Below are 17,241 nucleotides of genomic sequence, written 5' to 3'. Positions count from 1 at the left end.
CGACGGACGGCGATCAGCAACAGCTTTGCGCCTGTCGACGCAATACCGTAATCCCTAAGCGATTATTGCGCACAGCCAGAGGTCGCAGCCGGCAGAACCGGCGCACTGCTCCCTGTGCGCCAGGTCCAGGACTGGCTGCCTTCCGCCCGGCGTCGGCACATCACTTGCTCGTGAAGCGCGTACATGCCCGGCATGAACCCGGTCGAGGCGTTCGCGCTTTCGCCGAAGTGCATGAAGGCGCTCCCGGTACCGAACGGCGCCCAGGCAGGTCCGTTGGGGGACGATGGCGTCCCGTTGCGGGCAAAACCCGTCCAGTAGTCGAGCATCTGGTCCGAGATGCGCCGCTCAGCGGCCGTGTTGGGGATCGCCGGCCAGAAGGACGGGGTATTGGTCATCGTCCCGAACACGAACGGCACCTCGCTGGCGTGGAAGCCTGTCATGTCCGCGGCGTCCGCGCTCGGATAGCTGTGGCTGAAATAATAGAGGTATGCCGGCTGGCCGAGCGCGGCCTGCTTGCGCACAAGCCGTTCCGAGGCCCAGCCGAACACTGCGTCGCGCGTGCTGTCCAGGCCGTTCTGGGCGAGGTCGCGGGACGTGGGGTAGAGGCGCAGATAGGCGTCGGCGAGGTCGCCGTACCGCGCCTTGATCTCGTCCGCATAGGCCTGCGCGCTTTGCGGAACCGGCGGCAGCAAGTGGCGCAGCGTGCGGATCTCGCCGCTGTTGAATCCGGCGATGAGCGGCACCGGCGCCTGCTCGCCGCGATCGAAGGTGTCGACGAGCTGGCGCTTGAGGATTTTGCCGTCGATCGTGCCATAGGGGACATAGCCTGTGGCAGCGGAGGCATCGGCGAGCTGGCGCGCATCCATCGCGCGCAGTGCCGCGAGATTGGGCGCCTGCAGCTTGCCCGCCAGCCAGACGCCGATGTCCTCGGCGGCGAACTCTTCCCCGCGCTTGCTGCGTAGCTCGGGCATGGTGAACAGATAGCCGCTCTCGACGATGGCCCGGTCGAACGTGCCGCGCGCCGTCGGCGAGGCGAGCAGATATTCGGTGCTGAGCGCGCCCGCCGATTCGCCGAAGATCGTCACGTTGCGCGGATCGCCCCCGAACGCGGCGATGTTCCTGCGCACCCATTGCAGCGCCTGGATCTGGTCGAGCAGGCCGTAATTGCCGGAGACGCCTTCCGACGATTCCTTGCTCAGTTCGGGGTGGGCGAGATAGCCGAACACGCCGAGGCGATAGTTGATCGAGACAAGCACGACGCCGCGTTTGGCGAACGCCCCGCCGTCGTACATCGGCGAATGGCCCGAACCCCAGATCAGCGTGCCGCCATGAATCCACACCATCACCGGCGCGTTGCGCGCGTTCGCCGGTGCGGTCACATCGAGCGTCAGGCAATCCTCCGACATCGCGACCTTGCCGCGATCATAGGGACCCGCCGCCATCGGCGGCTGCATGCAGGCGACGCCCATGGTTTTCGCGGGTCGCACGCCTTTCCACTGCGGCATCGGCGCGGGCGCGCGCCAGCGGCGCTGACCGACCGGCGGCAGCGCATAGGGAATTGCGCGGAATACATCGGCATTGCCCTCGCGCAGGCCGCTCACCGATCCGGCCGGGGCCTTGACGACCGGCGCCTGGCCGGGCGGCGACGCGCCTGCGCCGGCGGGCAGGACAAACGCCCCGAAGGTGGCGATGGCGGCGATCAGCAGGTGCGACAGGCTCTTCATGACAGGGCTCCTTCGTGGAGACGTTCGTTGCGACGGATCAGGCGACCCAGGACCAGGAAGAGCGCGGCTCCGATCAGGTACATGGGGGCGAGGGCGTAATAAGCGGCCTGGAGGGCGTGACCGCCATGCGTTGGCCGGAAGAAGTCGCTGGCCATGCCGACATAGGTCGGGCCGAGGCCGAGGCCGATGAAGTTCATCACCAGCAGCAGCAGCGCGCCGGAGATCACGCGCCGCTCGGCCGGAACCTCGCCTTGCACGAAGGTGACGGTCGCAGACAGGAAGAAGGAATTGAGGAACATCGGCACGCACAGAAAGGCCAGGGCCAGCTGCCAAGTCGGCGCCCAGACGAAGCCGAGGAAGAAGGGCAGGGCCAGCAGCAGCGAGATGGCCGGGACCGTGGCATAGGCCGCCTTGCTGCGCGCCGCGAACCGATCGACGATCCGCCCCGAGGCGAAGATTCCGCCGCCCATGCCGATGCCGACGACCAGCGCGTACCAGACCGCGACGTCGCCCAGCGCCATGCCCTTTTCGCGCATCAGGAACAGCGTCGTGAAATTGAGCAGTCCGTAGGTGATGAAATTGCCCGCGCCGCTGGCCAGCGAGGCCATCAGCAGCAGCGGATTACGGAAGAACTGCGCGATCGTCGCGACAAGCCCGAGCGGCTCGGGGCGGGGGGTGGATGCGTCCAACGGCGCGTCTTTCTGGCCGCGCGCGGGCTCCCGGACGATGAGCCAGACGCCCAGGGCAGCGACCACGCCGATCGCGCCGATCACGTAGAAGGGCGTACGCCAGTCGAAGGCCGCCGCCAGCGTGGCCCCGAAGGCAACGCCCAGCGCCGACCCGATCGGCGGTCCGAGATTGAAGATCGCCATCGCCGTGGTGCGCCGCTCGCGCGGAAAGGAGTCCGAGATGATCGCGTAGGATGGCGGCACGCCGCCTGCCTCGCCGATGCCGACCATCATCCGCGCCGCCACGAGCTGGCCGTAACTGCCGGCCAAACCGCAGGCCGCGGTCGCCGCGCTCCAGATCGCGCAGGCGACCGACAGGACGTGGACCCGGTTGGTGCGATCGGCGAGCCAGCCGATCGGGATCGCGATCACGCAGTAGAAGCACGCGAAATAGAAGCCGGTGATCATGCCCAGCTGGCCATCGCTGACGTGCAGGCCGTCCTGGATCGGCTTGGCGAGGATCGAGATCAGCTGGCGATCGAGGAAATTGAGGACATAGACGAAACACAGCATCGCCAGCGTGATGGTGGCGCCCCGGCTCGATCGAGTAGTCATTGGCTGTTCCACGCGTCTCTCCTCAAGCCTTGCCGAGCCAGCCCGGCTTGCCCCGTCCGCCGGCATAGCCGGCGGCGACACGCTGCTTGAGCAGGGGCGGCGGGCGGAAGCGCTCGCCGTAGGAATCCAGCAGGATCTCCTGGACCTGGACGCACAGGCTAGACGTCACAGCGTCCATCAGGGCGAACGGCCCGATCGGATGGCCGAGCCCCAGACGGCAGGCCGTGTCCAGGTCCTCGGGCGTCGCGACGCCTTCCTCGACCAGCCGCACTGCCTCGATCAGCATCGCGTGCAGCATCCGGTTCACCGCGAAGCCGGCGACGTCCTTGACCGCGATCGGTTGCTTGCCGACGCGGGCGAGCAGGGAGAGGGTCCAGGCGAGGATGTCGGGATCCGTGTCGAAGGCCGGGACGACCTCGACCAACTGCATCCGCGAGACCGGCGAGAAATAATGGGTGCCGAGGAATCTCGCCCTGCGCTCGGGCGGCAAGGCCGCGCTGAGCGTCGAGATCGGCAGGGTGGAGGTATTCGATGCGATGATGCATGCCGGCGGGCAGGCATGGTCGAGTGCGGTGAGGACCGTGCGCTTGACGTCGAGCGATTCGAACACTGCCTCGGTCACCAGGTCGCGGTCGCCGAAACGGGCGAGATCGGGCGCGGGCTGCAGCCGTTCGAGCGCCAGGGTGCGCTGATCCGCTGTGTAGAATCCGCGCGCGATGCCGCGATCCAGGACTGTGCCGAGCCTTGCCATTGCGGCGTCCAATGCCGCCGGATTGCTGTCGTTGAGCAGCACGTCCATGCCCGCCAACGCGAAGACGAGCGCGATCTCCGCGCCCATCAGGCCCGCGCCGACGACACCGATCTTCAGGTCAGGGCCGATCTTCAGTTCAGGGGCGAGCGGCGACATAATGGTCGAACTCCCCTTGCGCATGAGCGGTGCGGAGCCGGACCTTGTCGATCTTGCCGGTCGCCGCCAGCGGCATGCGCGGCAGCTGAATGATTTCATCGGGCAGCCACCAATCGGCTACTCTGCCGCGCAGCGCCTCGATCAGCGCCCAGGCGTCGCCGGTGTCGCCGAGGCTGAGCTCCACCACCAGCACCGGGCGCTCGCCCCATTTAGGGTGAGGCTTGCCGATCACCGCGACCTGGCCGACGCGCGGATCGCGGCCGATGATCGCTTCCATCTCCGCCGGGTTGATCCACTCGCCGCCCGACTTGATCAGGTCCTTGGAGCGCCCGCAGATCGTCAGCGCGCCGCTTTCGTCGATGGTGGCGAGATCGCCGGTGTCGAAATAGCCTTCCGGATCGAGCGCGCTGTCTGCCGCGTTGAAATAGCGGTCGATCACCGCAGGTCCCTTGACCTTCAGATGCCCGATCACGCCGCGTTGCTCCGGCAAGGTGACGTCATCGGCATCGGTGAGCCTGAGATCGACGCCGAATGGCGGGCGGCCGGAGGACCGCTCGGCAGCCGGCGGAAACTGCACCGAATCCACGGTGCCGAGCGGCGACATCTCGGTCATGCCCCAGGTCGTCTGGACGCGCGCGCCCAGCCGCTCCTCCATGCGCCGGATCAGCGCCTCCGGGCATTTCGATCCGCCGATGATGAGGCGCTCGAGGCTCGGCACGTCCTCGCCGGTGGCGTCGAGATGGTCGAGCAGGCCGATCCAGACGGTCTGCACGCCGCCGGCGATGGTCACTTTCTCGCTGCGGATCAGCGCCGCCAGGCTGGCGCCGTCCAGCTCGCGCCCGGGCAGCACCAGGCTCGCGCCCACCGCCGGCGCGGAGAAGGGGAACCCCCAGGCATTGGCATGGAACATCGGGATGGCGACGAGAATGATGTCCTTCGCCGACAGGCAATAGGCGTCGGGCTGGATCGACATCAGCGTGTGGTGATAATTGGAGCGGTGGGTGAACACCACGCCCTTGGGCTTGCCGGTCGTTCCCGAGGTGAAGCACAGGCCGGCAGGGCTGGTCTCGTCGAACTGCCCCCATTCGATGGCGCGGCCATGTGCCTCGACCAGGGCGTCGAGCCCCTCGACCGGCACCGCGCAGCCGGCGACAAGGGCCGGATCGGCAGGCGCATCGAGCATGATGACTCGCTCGACCCTCGGGCAAAGCGGCAGCACTTCCGCCAATATCGGTGCGAGGGTCGCGGCGATCGCCAGCACGCGGTCCTCCGCCTCGTTGATCATCGCCGCGAGCTGCGCCGCGGTAAGCCGGGGATTCAGCGTATGGCACACCAAGCCGGCATTCATCGTCGCATAATAGAGCTCGAGATGATGCTGCGTATTCCACGCCAGCGTGCCGACGCGGTCGCCGACCCGGAGCCCGATGGCCAGCAGCGCGCCGGAGAGCCGGTTGCTGCGCGCGCGCAGGTCGGCATAGCCGGCACGCTGCAGGACCGCGCCGCGCGATGCGGTCGCGACCGTGCCGGCCCCATGCCATTTGGCGGCGTGGTCGATGAATTTGTCGAGGGTGAAGGCGTAATGTTGCATCTGGTGGAATACTTGCCGCTGGTGCGAGGGGGCAGGAGGGCCGAAGGAGACCGCGGCCATCGCCGCGATCTCCCGCTGCCCGTTCGATCGGTCAGAATGCCTTGCGCAGGCTCATGGCGGCGTAACGCCCGATGACATTGTAGCCGCCGCCGATCCCGTCGGTGGCCGGGAAATAGGGCGGCGTCGCGTCGAACAGGTCGTTGATCTGCAGCGACAGCTCCGTGCCCTTCGCAAGGCCGACATTGGGCAGCCGCACCGACAGCCGCAGATCGACGGTGGTGTATCCCTTGGCGGTGTAGACGCTCGATCCGGTCGGGGTCGCATAGGGGCCGGTCACGCCGCTGCGATGATTGACGAAATTGACCAGGGTGACCGGACCGGCCGTGACGCCCAGGGTCGTCCGCAGCGTCGTGCGCGGGATACCGGCATCCAGCGAGTTGCTGACGATGGAGGTCGCCGAGAACTGCGTCTTGTAGGTGAAGATGTAGTTGCCGGCGACGCCGGCGAACGCCGAACCGAACGAGGTCTGACGGCGATAATTCACGTCGAAGTCGAGGCCGTTGGTCTTGCGCACCCCGAAATTGCCCTGGCGAAGATCGAGGAAGTTCCCGACCGTCGGGACCGCGGCGAAGGTGAAGTAGAAGGGCACGGTATTGCTGATGCCGCTGGCCACCTGCGCGGCCGACGGATTGCGGAGGACCCGCGACGCGAAGGTCGGATCGGTGAAGATCAGCGCGCCCAGCCCGTATGGCGTGCCGATCACGTCGTTATAGACGATGTCGTAGAAGGTTACGCTCGCGCTGAAGCCGGGAAGGAAGGTCGGCCGCAGATCCGCGCCGAACGAGAAGGTGCGGGCCTTTTCGGGCTTTAGCGACTTGTTGCCGCCGAGCAGCAGGATCGTATTGACCTGGGTTGCGCCGCGCGAGGGATCGCGAACGCCAAAGGCGTCGACCAGAGAGGCTGCCGCGTAATAGGAGCCGACGGTCGAGCCCAGATCGCGCAGCCCCGGTGCGCGGAACGAGCGTCCGTAGGTGCCCCTCAGGGTAAGCCCGTCTAACGGCGCCCAATCGATGCCGACCTTCGGATTGGTGGTGGACCCGAAATCGCTATAATGGTCATAGCGCCCCGACAGCGACAGCGAGAGGCTGTGCATGAAGGGTGCTGCGTTCCCTTGACCGAAGAACGGCACGAACAGTTCGCCGTAGAGCGAGCCGACGTTGCGATCGAGATCTTCGGGGAACCCGACACCGCCGCTGGAGCCCCGCTGGTCATAGGTCTCGCGGCGATATTCGGCACCGGCCGCGATCTTGATCTGCCCGCCGGGCAGTTCGGCCAAGGGGCCGTCGATCCTGACAGCGCCCAATTTGGTGCGCTGGTGATTGATGAAATCGGTCGGGTTGTTCAGGATCGCCGCGACGACCGCCGGGCTGGTGCCGGTTCCGAACGGATCCAGTGCGGTCGCGCGCGTGGTTCCGGCTGCGGCCGCGGTCAGCGCCGTGGTGTTGATCCCGGGCTGGAACGTGTCGTTGCGCGACCAGTTGAAGGTGCCCGAGGCCGTCAGCTTGAAATCGCCGAGTTTCGCGTCGACACCCACCGACGAATTGCCGCTTCTTACTCGATAGGTCTGATCGAAATGATCGGCGCCGACGAGGTTGTCAGGCCGGAAATCGACATATTCATACCCCGCCGCGGTGCCGGGCGGTGCGCGGTAGAACGGATTGGACGGAAGAATGAGCACGAAGGTCTGGCCGGGCAACGCGGCCTGGACCGTATCCTTGCGGTCCGAATAAAGGACTTCGCCCCACAGCGTGACGTTCGTGGCGACGTCCTGGCGCGCGGTCAGGAACGCGCTGTGCGTGCGATTGGCGGGAAGAAGGTCGACGGGCCCTCTCGGGTCACAGGTGTTGATCCCTGGCGCAAGGCCGGGCGCGGCGTAGATCGTGCCAAGGAACAGATTGACGTTTGCCGCCGGGCACACGGTCGCGCGGGTGTCCACACCGCCGGCCGCCCTGAAATCGAGCGAGCGATAACGCCGGTCGTCGCCCGTGATGTTGTTGCTCTCCGCATATTGGTACGACGCCGCGATCGATCCGCTGCCCCAGTCCTTGCCGACGATGCCGCCGGCACTGAACGTGTGATAGTCGTCCGCCATGCCGTAGCGGGCGGTGGCTTCGACACCGGAAAAGTGATTGCGTGTGATGAAGTTCACCACGCCGGCAACGGCATCCGAGCCATAGATGGCCGACGCACCGTCCGCGACGATTTCCACCCGTTCGATCGCCAGTTCCGGCAGGAAGGGAAAATCGGGATTGGTTTGCTGCGTGCTTCCCGAGATCAGGCGATGCCCGTTCATCAACGGCAATGTCGCGCTCGACGGCAGGCCGCGGAGGCCGGGGGCGAAGGAACCCAGTCCGCCGTTGCTGGTCCGGGGTGCGGTATTGAAGCTGTTCAGTTGCGGCACGGTGGCGAGCAGATCGGGCGTGGTCGCCGCGCCGATCAGCTTGATATCGTCCCGCGACAGCCGGATCAGGTTGGACCCGGTGGGCGGAACGCCGCGAATGCTGGTGCCCGTGACGACGATCTCGGTCGTGTCGCCGTCAGCTGCGCTTGCATCGGACGGAGAAACCTGCGCGTCCGCTGCGGCGCCGGTGTCCGTGCTTTGAGCCCATGCCGGCGCGGCTGCGCACAGCATCGCGGCGAATGCCGAGGTACCGAGCAGGCGAGCGTTGAGATTCCGATTACCGGTCATGACATCCTCCCATATTTTTTATCTTGGGAGCATGTGGTCGATCAGGCGGCTCCGTGGCGATGACCAGTGTGACAGGAAGATTTAACGCAAGTGACCAACTTGTCGCCACGAGTCTAGGCGGTTGTTCGATCGCTGAGCAGCAGCGTCGCCGCCGTGACACGTCCGCTGTCCGACTTGTAGCGCGCGCGGTAGTCGCTCGGCGTCACGCCCGCCCATTCAGCGAAGTTGCGGGTGAAGCTGCCCGGCTCGCTGAACCCGACGCGGTAGCCGACTTCGGTTATCGGAAGCTCCGTCGCCAGCAGATAGGCCGCCGCAAGCTCGCCGCGGAGTCGCGTCCTGATGTGCTGGAAGCTCTCACCCTCCCGCGCGAGATCGCGCCGGAGCCGGCGCGGGCGGCTGCGCAATCGCGCTGCGACGGATTCGATCGGGGCCGACCAGATTTTTGCGCGCTGAAGCTCGACGAGCGCTTGCTCGGTTTGCGCGCGCCAGGTCGAACGGCCGATCGGCGTCGCGAACCAGTCGGGATTGCTCGCATTATATTCTTCGAATTCGGCGAGCGTGCGGTGGACCAGCGGCGCGCCGAGATCGGCGCGATCATAGCAAAGCGCATCGATCGGCGCCTCATACTCGATCGGACAGCCGAACAGAGCGAACCGATCGAAGCCGTTCGCCTGCACCGGCCGCGCGGCGCGCACGCTGACGCCGCGGAGGCGCAGCGGACGTCCGATGAGCCAACTGAACCACTGGAAAATCCATACGAAGCGCAGCCAGACGAAGATGTCGCGGTCCACGCCATCGACGGTGTGATAGACGCAGACATGCTTGAGGCCGGCATGGTCTTCGACGAGCTGGGGCCCAATGTCTCCCGACAATGCCTGGGTGAAGCGGATGCTGACCCGGATCGATTCCCCGAATGTCTCGCAGTGCAGATAGGTGAGCGTGCGTTCCAGCTCGAGCGCGAGCCGGAACCGCTCCGCGAAGAAGCCGAAAAAGGAATCATCCAGCGCGATTTGAGCCTGCCGCACGAGGCGAAACAGGTCGCGGCCATCGATCGACGCCTGGTCGTTGCCATACACTGCCGGGTCGATGCCCGCTTCGCGGAGCAATGCGTGCGGATCCTGCCCCTTCAACACGGCCCCGCCGAGGAGGCGTTCCACGGCAATGCCGTCCAGCCCGGCCAACCGCTTGGGCGCGGTGTGTTCCAGCGCTATATCGGGCATGTCGGTAACATCGGCCATCGGAACCAGAGACTTTCACGATCGCCCGCAACGCGCGGCACAACCAGGTGAGCGACCGTTGGATCGGCCATCTTCGACCGCTTAAACTACGCGTTCGATCGAAAAGCTAGGGATGCGCTGCTGCGAGGCACGCAGGGTCCGGCCCTGAACGGATAGCGGTCGCCCTATGATGCAGGCCCCGCCGCGCCGAACCGCCGGTAGAGCGTCGGCAGCAGGAACAGGGTGAGCAAGGTCGCGCTGACTAGGCCGCCGATCACCACCGTGGCAAGCGGCTTCTGCACTTCGGCGCCGGCGCCGTGACCGAGCGCCATCGGTACGAAGCCGAGACTCGCCACCAGCGCCGTCATCACCACCGGGCGCAGGCGCGCCAGCGCACCCTCCCGTGCCGCTGACGCACGGTCGTGCCCCTCGGCAACGAGCTGCTGGATCGAGGTGAGCATGACCAGCCCGTTGAGCACGGCGATGCCCGACAGCGCGATGAACCCGACCGCGGCGGAGATCGAGAAGGGCATGCCGCGCAACAGCAGAGCGAGCACGCCGCCTACCAGCGCGAGCGGTACGCCGGTGAAGACGATCGCGGCATCGCGGATGTTGCCGAGCGCGCCGAACAGCAGCAGCATGATCAGCGCGAAGCAGGCCGGCACGACCAGCGCGAGCCGGTCGCGCGCCGAGGCCAGATTCTCGAACTGGCCGCCCCATTCGAGCCAGGTGCCGGCGGGAAGCTGCACCTCGCGTGCGATTGCCGTCCGTGCTTCGGCGACGACGCTCGCCACATCGCGGCCGCGGACATTGGCCTGTACCACCACGCGGCGCTTGCCGTTTTCGCGGCTGATCTGGTTCGGGCCGTTCAGGACCTGGATGTCGGCGACCGAGGCGAGCGGGACGAAGCTGCCGGCCGGGGTCGGTACCGGCGTCTGGCCGAGCGTTTCGAGATCGGCGCGCGCCGCATCGGCGAGGCGGATGACGACGGGGAAGCTGCGGTCGCCCTCGAAGATCCGCCCCGCCTCGCGCCCGCCCACCGCGGTGGCGACGGTATCGGCGACGTCCTGCGCGCTGACGCCGACACGCGCGGCGCGATCCTGCACATAGGCGATGTCGAGCATTGGCAAACCTTCGGTCTGCTCGACCTTGACGTCCTCGGCACCCGGCGTGCGGCGAAGCACGCCGGCGATCCGGGCGGCGGTGGCATTCATCTCGGCAAAGTCCTCGCCGAAAATCTTGACCGCCACGTCCGATCGCACCCCGGCGATCAGCTCGTTGAAGCGCATCTGGATCGGCTGGGTGACTTCATAGGCATGGCCGGGCACCTGCGCGATCCGCGCCTCGATGCGTTCGACCACGGCGGCTTTCTCTTCGGACGGGTTGGGCCAGAACCTGCGGTCCTTGAGCATGATGAAGGTGTCGGTCGCGTTGGGTGGCATCGGATCGGATGCGACCTCCGCCGTGCCAGTGCGGGAGAAAACGGTGCGGATCTCGGGCATGCCTTTCAGCGCGTGTTCGATCCGGGCCTGCATCTTCTGGCTCTGCTCGACCGAGGTGCCCGGCACGCGGAAGGCGGAGACGAGCACGTCGCCCTCGTCGAGCTGGGGCAGGAATTCCTGGCCGAGCGTGGTGTAGGCGCCGGCCGCCAATGTCAGCGCGCCGATCGCGATGCCGATCGTCAGCTTCGGCCGCTTCATCGCGCGGTCGAGGCCGGGTTCGTAGCGCCGGCGCAGCCAGCCCAGCACGCGCCCTTCCTTTTCCTCGACCGGGCGTGACAGCGCGACCGCGATCGCCGCGGGAACGAAGGTGAGCGACAGGATGAAGGCGAAGATCAGCGCCATGATGACGGTGAGCGCCATCGGCTCGAACGTCTTGCCCTCCACGCCGGTGAGGGTGAGCAGCGGGACATAGACGAGGATGATGATCGCCTGGCCATAGACGGAAGGGCGGATCATCTCGCGCGCGGCGGCGGTGATGGTGGCGAGCAGCTCCGGGAGGAGCAGCGGTCGTCCTTCGGCATGCTGGCGCCCGGCGATGCGGCGCAGTGCGTTCTCGACGATGATCACCGCGCCATCGACGATCAGGCCGAAGTCGAGCGCGCCGAGGCTCATCAGATTGGCCGAAACGCCGAGGCGGAGCATGCCGAAGCCGGTGAGCAGCATGGTGATCGGGATCACCAGTGCCGCGATCAGCGCCGCGCGGAAATTGCCGAGCAGCAGGACCAGCACGATAATGACGAGCAGGGCGCCTTCGGACAGATTCTTCGCGACCGTCGCGATGGTGGCGTCGACCAGCCTGGTGCGGTCCAGCACCGGTTCGATCACGATGTCGCGCGGTAGTGAAGGCGCGATCGCCTTGAGCCGGGCGTCGACGCCGGTCGACACGGTGCGGCTGTTCTCGCCGATGCGCATGATCGCGGTGCCGGTGATCACTTCGCGGCCATTTTCCGAGCCGGCGCCCATGCGCACGCCCTGGCCGAGCCGCGCTTCGGCGACCTGATCGAGGGTGATCGGCACGCCCTCTCGCGTGGCGATGACCGTGCCGCGCAACTGGGCGAGGGTGCGGATGCGCGCGTCGGCGCGGACTGCCAGGCCCTCGCCGTTGCGGTTCACCGTGCCGCCGCCGGTCGCGACGTTGTTGCGTTCGAGCGCGGTGGCGAGATCGGCGAGCGACAGTTTCAGCGCGGCGAGCCGCTGGACGTCGGGGACGACGAGATATTCCTTCTCGTATCCGCCGAGCGAGTCGATCCCGGCGACGCCGTCGATCGCCTTGATCTGTGGCGCGACGATCCAGTCCTGCACGGTGTGGAGATAGGTCGCCTTGTCGGCCTCGCTCGCCAGCCGGTCGCCTTCGGGGGTGATATAACTCCCGTCCGGTTGCAGGCCGGGTTCGCCCGGGCGGTGCTGGTCGTGCGCGCGTTCGGCATAGCGCAGGGTCCAGATATAGACTTCGCCGAGGCCGGTCGCGATCGGGCCCATTTCCGGCCGGACGCCCGAGGGCAATGTTTCCTGCGCGGCGGTCAGCCGTTCCTGTACCTGGGCACGGGCGAAATAGATGTCGGTCGAATCCGAGAAGATCGCGGTGACCTGCGCGAAGCCGTTGCGGCTCAACGAGCGCGTGCTTTCCAGCCCCTTGATGCCGGCTAGCGCGGTCTCGATCGGGAAGGCGACCTGCTTCTCGATCAGTTCCGGCGACAGAGCGGGCGCGATGACGTTCACCTGCACCTGGTTGTTGGTGATGTCGGGCACGGCGTCGATCGGCAGGCGCGCGAGCGAGATGCTGCCGATGGTCGCGGCGATGGCGGTGAGCAGCAGGACCAGCCAGCGCCGGTCGACGGCCCATGTGACGATATGGTCGATCACGGGTCAGTCCTCATGCCCGGCTTCGGCGGCGCCGAGCGCCGACTTGAGCGTGAAGCTGTTGGCCGCGGCGATCTTCTCGCGCCCGTTGAGGCCGGCGGTCACGACGACCGCGGCGCCATCCTGCCGGCCGAGCGTGACCGGTGTCGCGCGGAAGCCGGTGCCGGTGCGGGCGAAGACGATGGTCTTGCCGTCGAGCGTCTGGACGGCGGTGGAGGGTATGCGGATCGTGGCGTCGTTGCCGCCCGGAAGCTGGATCGAGGCCGTGACCGGCTCGCCGGCACGCCATTGCCCGGCTCGATTGTCGAGCATGGCGATGGCGGGCACCTGGCGCGTGGCGGCGTCGAGCACGGGCGAGACGAAGCTGATGCGGGCGGACTGGCTTCGGCCCGGTGCGGTGACCTGCACGGTGACGCCCGGCCGCACGCGCCCGGCATCGGCGGGCGACAGCGACAACGCGACGCCGAGGCGATCCAGCCGGGCGATACGGAACAGCTCGGTATCGGCTGCGTCCGCCGCGAAATTCCGGCCGAGAATGGCGGGCCTCGCGATGATCCTGCCCGATATCGGCGCGGCGATGACGATGCGGTTGTAGCTGCCACCGCGCGCGCCGCTGGCGGCGACCTGCTCGCGCGCGAGCCGCAGCGCCACGTCGGCCTGTCGGGCGGCGGCGCGGGAGATGTCGACCTCGCGGCGGGGCCGGAAGCCTCTCGCGTAGAGCGCTTCGTCTCGCGCGAGCGTCGTGCGTGCGAGATCGGCGCCGGCGGCGGCACGTTGCACCTCCGCCTGAAGACCGGCGGCCTCGCGGCTTTCCAGCACCGCCAGGGTCTCGCCGGCACGCACGCTGTCGCCGAGATTGTGGCGCAGCTCGACGATGCGGCCGGGCAAGGTGGCGGCGACGATCCGCGTTGCCTGCGGATCGCTTTCGAGCAGCGCGGGCAGCTCGATGGTGCCGCCATTGCCGCCGATCGTCGGGCTGACGATCTCGATGCCCGCGGTGGCGATCTGCTGGGGGGTGAGCTGGACCACGCCGTCGTCATGGCGGAATTCCGCCTCGGCATGGTTTTCGGGAGGGGGGCTCGCATCGCCACAGGCAGCGAGGGCAAGCGGGAGCAATGCTCCGACGATGATTTTCATGACGATTTTCCTGGGACGGCGGGAAGCCCGCGCCGACCGGGTTTCAGGGCTTGAGCGAAAGCGCGAGCGCGCTGTCGATCAGGCGCGGGGCGGCTTGAAGGCTGGACCGATCAGGCGCCGTGCGACGCGGGACGTGCCGGATGCGTCGGGCGCCTCGCGCGCGATCAGGCCCGGCTGGAGCGTCGCGGACGCAACCGGTGCACCGAGGCTGTGCCCGTGACAGGTGCCGTGATGATGGGGAAAGGGCTGGTCGGCGTCCGCCGGCACCTGATCGGCATCGCCGTCGACATGGGCGGTTCCGCCGCAGGAGGTCTCCGGGGCGGCATAGCCCTCCTGCGCGCACAGGGTCGCGGTCGCCAGCAGAGACGACGTAAGCAGGCACAAGAGCAGGAGCCATCCACGACGGAGCATCGATGCCGGGATAGCGGCTCGCGCCGGCCCTGTCATCGCAAAGCCTTTGGCGGCGTCGATCCCGCGTTGCCGTGGAGTCGTTTCACGGAAGTGATCGCCATGATTGGGCTCCGAATCTGTGGGCGATCGCCTCCATGCACTCTGAAGTCGCTACAGGGTCAAGCCATGAAGCGACATGTTGTGTATTATCATTGCAACACACTCCGTCCTGCGCTACCCAAAGGCTTCCAGCCGTTGGGGACCAGGCGATGACCGAGCAGACGACAGCCAGGGTCGAGGAACCGGACGGCGCGCCGCGTATCGCGGTGCTGGACATCCTGCGCGGGGTGGCGATCCTCGGCATCCTGTTCATGAACGTCAACGACATGGGCGCGTCGTTCCGCGCCGGGGGCGATGTGCGGCATTTCGGCTGGGCGCCGGTCGACCAGGTCGCCTGGTGGCTGCGCGAGGTGTTCGCCAACGGCACGGCGCGCTGCCTGCTCGAGATGCTGTTCGGCGCGGGCATGGTGATCCTGACGAGCCGCGCGGCCGAGGCGGCCGGGCGCTGGCAGGTGATGCGGCGTTATTATTGGCGCAACATCGTGCTGGTGGCGTTCGGGCTGGTGCACATGTTCATCCTGCTGTGGGGCGGGGACATCCTGCACACTTATGGTTTGGCCGCGCTGGTGGTGTTCTGGTTCCGCAGGCTCGGGCCGCGCTGGCTGATCGCGATCGGCCTGCTCATGGCGGTGACGCAACTCGGCGGTGCCGGCTATTTCGGCTATTATCGCGGCGTGCAGCAGCAGGCCGAGCTTACCGAGCTGAAGGCGCGGAGCGCGGCCGGCAAGGTGCTGAGCAAGGACGACAAGGCGGCTTTGGCAAAGGCGCAGAAGCGCGAGGCCGAGCGGACCAAGGACCGCGCGGAGCGCCAGGCGGAGATCGCCAAGGAAGATGCCGACCGGTCGAGCACGACCGTGCGCTGGGTGAGCGAGCAGGTGCGGATGAGCGCCGAGCGCCTGTTCGGTCCGGGCGAGCTGTTCGCGATATGGGAATCGGCGAGCCTGATGCTGATCGGCGCGGCGCTGTTCAAGCTGGGCATCTTGCAGGGGGAGCGGTCGCGGCGCTTCTACTGGCGGATGACGATCGCGGCCTATCTGGTCGGCGGATCGCTGCGCATCTTCGGCGCCGGGGAGATCATGCGCTTCGATGATGCGCCGCACATCAGCTGGGCGACACAGGAGATCGCGCGGCAGGCGATGACGCTCGGCCATGTCGGCCTGATCAACCTGCTGGCGACGAGCGTGATGGGCGCGCGGCTGGTGCATCCGCTGGTCGCGGCGGGACGGACGGCGCTGTCGATCTATGTGCTGCAGACGATCATCTGCCTGTGGATCCTCTATCCGCCCTTCGCGCTGGCGCTGTACGGCACGCAAGGGTGGGCGGCGATGATGGTGACGGCTCTGGTCATCGATATCGGGCTGTTGTGGCTGGCCAATGTCTATGTCCGCCATTTCCGCATCGCGCCGGTCGAATGGGCGTGGCGGTCGATCGTGGAGGGGCGGCGGCTGCCGTTTCGCAAGGTGGCGGGGTGACTCTCCAACGTTGCGCCTGGGCCGGCAACGACCCGCAGATGCGCGCCTATCATGACGCGGAATGGGGCGTGCCCGAGCGCGACAGCCGGGCGCTGTGGGAGAAACTGATGCTCGACGGGTTCCAGGCGGGGCTCGCCTGGATCACGATCCTGCGCAAGCGCGATGCGTTCCGCGAGGCGTTCAAGGGGTTCGATCCCGAGGTGGTTGCGCGGTTCGGCGAAGAGGATGTGGCGCGGTTGCTCGGCGATGCCGGGATCGTGCGGTCGCGATTGAAGATCGAGGCAACGATCGGCAATGCCCGGGCCTATCTCGCGATGCGCGAGGCGGGCGAGGATTTCTCCGCATTTGTCTGGGGCATGGCGGGCGGCGCGCCGATCCTGGGCGACGGGATGCATCTGCCGGTCAAGTCGCCGCTGTCGGAGCAGATGTCGGTGGCGCTGAAGAAGCGCGGGTTCAAGTTCGTCGGGCCGGTGATCGTCTATGCCTGGATGGAGGCGGTGGGGATCGTCGACGATCATGCGGCGGGGTGTTTCCGGCGGAACAAGGGGTAGATGGCGCACAACTACCTCCCTCCGTTCGCCCTGAGCTTGTCGAAGGGCTGTTCTTCTCCGACCGGGAGGAAGAGCAGGGCTTCGACAAGCTCAGCCCGAACGGGGATAGGTTGCGATCTTTCGCCTTAGGCGCCAGGCTTGGCCTATTCGTATCGCGGGGAAAGAGCGATGCCGACGGTGGTTCGCGACCTGCCATTGCTCGAGGCGATCCTGTCGGAATGGCGGGAGACGATCGGCGACGATTATGCCGGCTATCGCAACCATGTCTGCCGCGTGGTGAACTTCGCCTTCGCGCTGGGTGAGTGGAGCGAGGAGCAGAAGCGGCGGATCGTCATTGCCGGGGCGTTCCACGATCTCGGTATCTGGTCGGCGGGGACGGCGGATTATCTGCCGCCGTCGATCGCGCTGGCACGGGCCTGGCTGGTCCGGGAGGGGTTGGACGACTGGGCGGAGGAGATCGCGCTGATGATCGACCTGCACCACAAGATCACGCCCTATCACGACCCGCGCTTTCCGCTGGTCGAGGTGTTTCGCCAGGCCGATCTCGCCGATGTGTCGCTGGGGATCATGCGCCGGGGACTGCCGCCCGCCTTTGTCGGTGCGCTCAAACGGGCCTTTCCCGATGCCGGCTTCCATTGGCGGCTGGTGAAGCTGGTGGGGCAGGGGCTCGCCGCGCACCCGCTCAATCCGATCCCGATCTTCCGCTGGTAGCGCGCCTCTTTACGACAATGCGACACCCCG

12 protein-coding genes are annotated in these 17,241 nt (G+C 67.1%); 3 read left to right on the top strand and 9 right to left on the bottom strand.

Features of this window, described 5'->3' with window-relative positions; genetic code table 11:
• Window positions 1-62: 62 nt before the first annotated feature.
• The 9 genes from AC1DX5_RS06745 to AC1DX5_RS06705 all read right to left on the bottom strand — a co-directional run bounded on the left by AC1DX5_RS06745 (window position 63) and on the right by AC1DX5_RS06705 (window position 14,351).
• Entirely contained in the window at window positions 63-1,724 is a 1,662-nt protein-coding gene (locus AC1DX5_RS06745; RefSeq protein WP_478014644.1) for a carboxylesterase/lipase family protein, read from the bottom strand.
• Window positions 1,721-3,007 carry a spinster family MFS transporter gene (locus AC1DX5_RS06740; RefSeq protein ID WP_478014643.1) on the bottom strand — a complete coding sequence of 429 codons (1,287 nt, stop codon included), beginning with the start codon at window positions 3,005-3,007 and terminating at the stop codon, window positions 1,721-1,723. Before AC1DX5_RS06740 ends, AC1DX5_RS06745 begins: the two co-directional genes overlap by 4 nt.
• A gap of 22 nt (window positions 3,008-3,029) precedes the next feature.
• Complete coding sequence (locus tag AC1DX5_RS06735; RefSeq protein ID WP_465173512.1) at window positions 3,030-3,914, bottom strand: 3-hydroxyacyl-CoA dehydrogenase family protein; 885 nt, start codon at window positions 3,912-3,914, stop codon at window positions 3,030-3,032.
• Complete coding sequence (locus AC1DX5_RS06730; protein ID WP_478014642.1) at window positions 3,895-5,502, bottom strand: AMP-binding protein; 1,608 nt, start codon at window positions 5,500-5,502, stop codon at window positions 3,895-3,897. The genes AC1DX5_RS06735 and AC1DX5_RS06730 overlap by 20 nt, the downstream gene beginning before the upstream one ends.
• 91 nt (window positions 5,503-5,593) lie before the next feature.
• Window positions 5,594-8,251 (bottom strand): TonB-dependent receptor plug domain-containing protein, encoded by a 2,658-nt coding sequence (locus AC1DX5_RS06725; RefSeq protein WP_478014641.1) that lies wholly within the window; start codon window positions 8,249-8,251, stop codon window positions 5,594-5,596.
• A gap of 113 nt (window positions 8,252-8,364) precedes the next feature.
• Window positions 8,365-9,489 carry an AraC family transcriptional regulator gene (locus AC1DX5_RS06720; protein ID WP_478014640.1) on the bottom strand — a complete coding sequence of 375 codons (1,125 nt, stop codon included), beginning with the start codon at window positions 9,487-9,489 and terminating at the stop codon, window positions 8,365-8,367.
• A 164-nt stretch (window positions 9,490-9,653) separates the two neighbouring features.
• On the bottom strand, window positions 9,654-12,833 hold the full coding sequence (locus AC1DX5_RS06715; protein WP_478014639.1) for an efflux RND transporter permease subunit: 3,180 nt from the start codon (window positions 12,831-12,833) through the stop codon (window positions 9,654-9,656).
• Window positions 12,834-12,836: 3 nt separating this feature from the next.
• Window positions 12,837-13,967: an efflux RND transporter periplasmic adaptor subunit gene (locus tag AC1DX5_RS06710; protein WP_478014638.1), complete on the bottom strand. Its 1,131-nt coding sequence runs from the start codon at window positions 13,965-13,967 to the stop codon at window positions 12,837-12,839.
• A 78-nt stretch (window positions 13,968-14,045) separates the two neighbouring features.
• A complete protein-coding gene (locus tag AC1DX5_RS06705; protein ID WP_478014637.1) occupies window positions 14,046-14,351 on the bottom strand; it encodes a hypothetical protein in 306 nt (101 codons plus the stop codon).
• A 275-nt stretch (window positions 14,352-14,626) separates the two neighbouring features.
• Between AC1DX5_RS06705 and AC1DX5_RS06700 the strand changes: the two genes are divergently transcribed.
• The 3 genes from AC1DX5_RS06700 (at window position 14,627) to AC1DX5_RS06690 (ending at window position 17,211) form a co-directional block, all read left to right on the top strand.
• Window positions 14,627-15,949 (top strand): DUF418 domain-containing protein, encoded by a 1,323-nt coding sequence (locus AC1DX5_RS06700; RefSeq protein WP_478014636.1) that lies wholly within the window; start codon window positions 14,627-14,629, stop codon window positions 15,947-15,949.
• Entirely contained in the window at window positions 15,946-16,500 is a 555-nt protein-coding gene (locus AC1DX5_RS06695) for a DNA-3-methyladenine glycosylase I (protein WP_478014635.1), read from the top strand. Before AC1DX5_RS06700 ends, AC1DX5_RS06695 begins: the two co-directional genes overlap by 4 nt.
• Before the next feature lie 168 nt (window positions 16,501-16,668).
• Window positions 16,669-17,211: a hypothetical protein gene (locus AC1DX5_RS06690; protein ID WP_478014634.1), complete on the top strand. Its 543-nt coding sequence runs from the start codon at window positions 16,669-16,671 to the stop codon at window positions 17,209-17,211.
• Window positions 17,212-17,241 lie beyond the last annotated feature (30 nt).

The organism is Sphingomonas sp. P2_B6, assembly GCF_056404755.1.
This window is presented reverse-complemented; position numbering and strand designations above follow the sequence as displayed.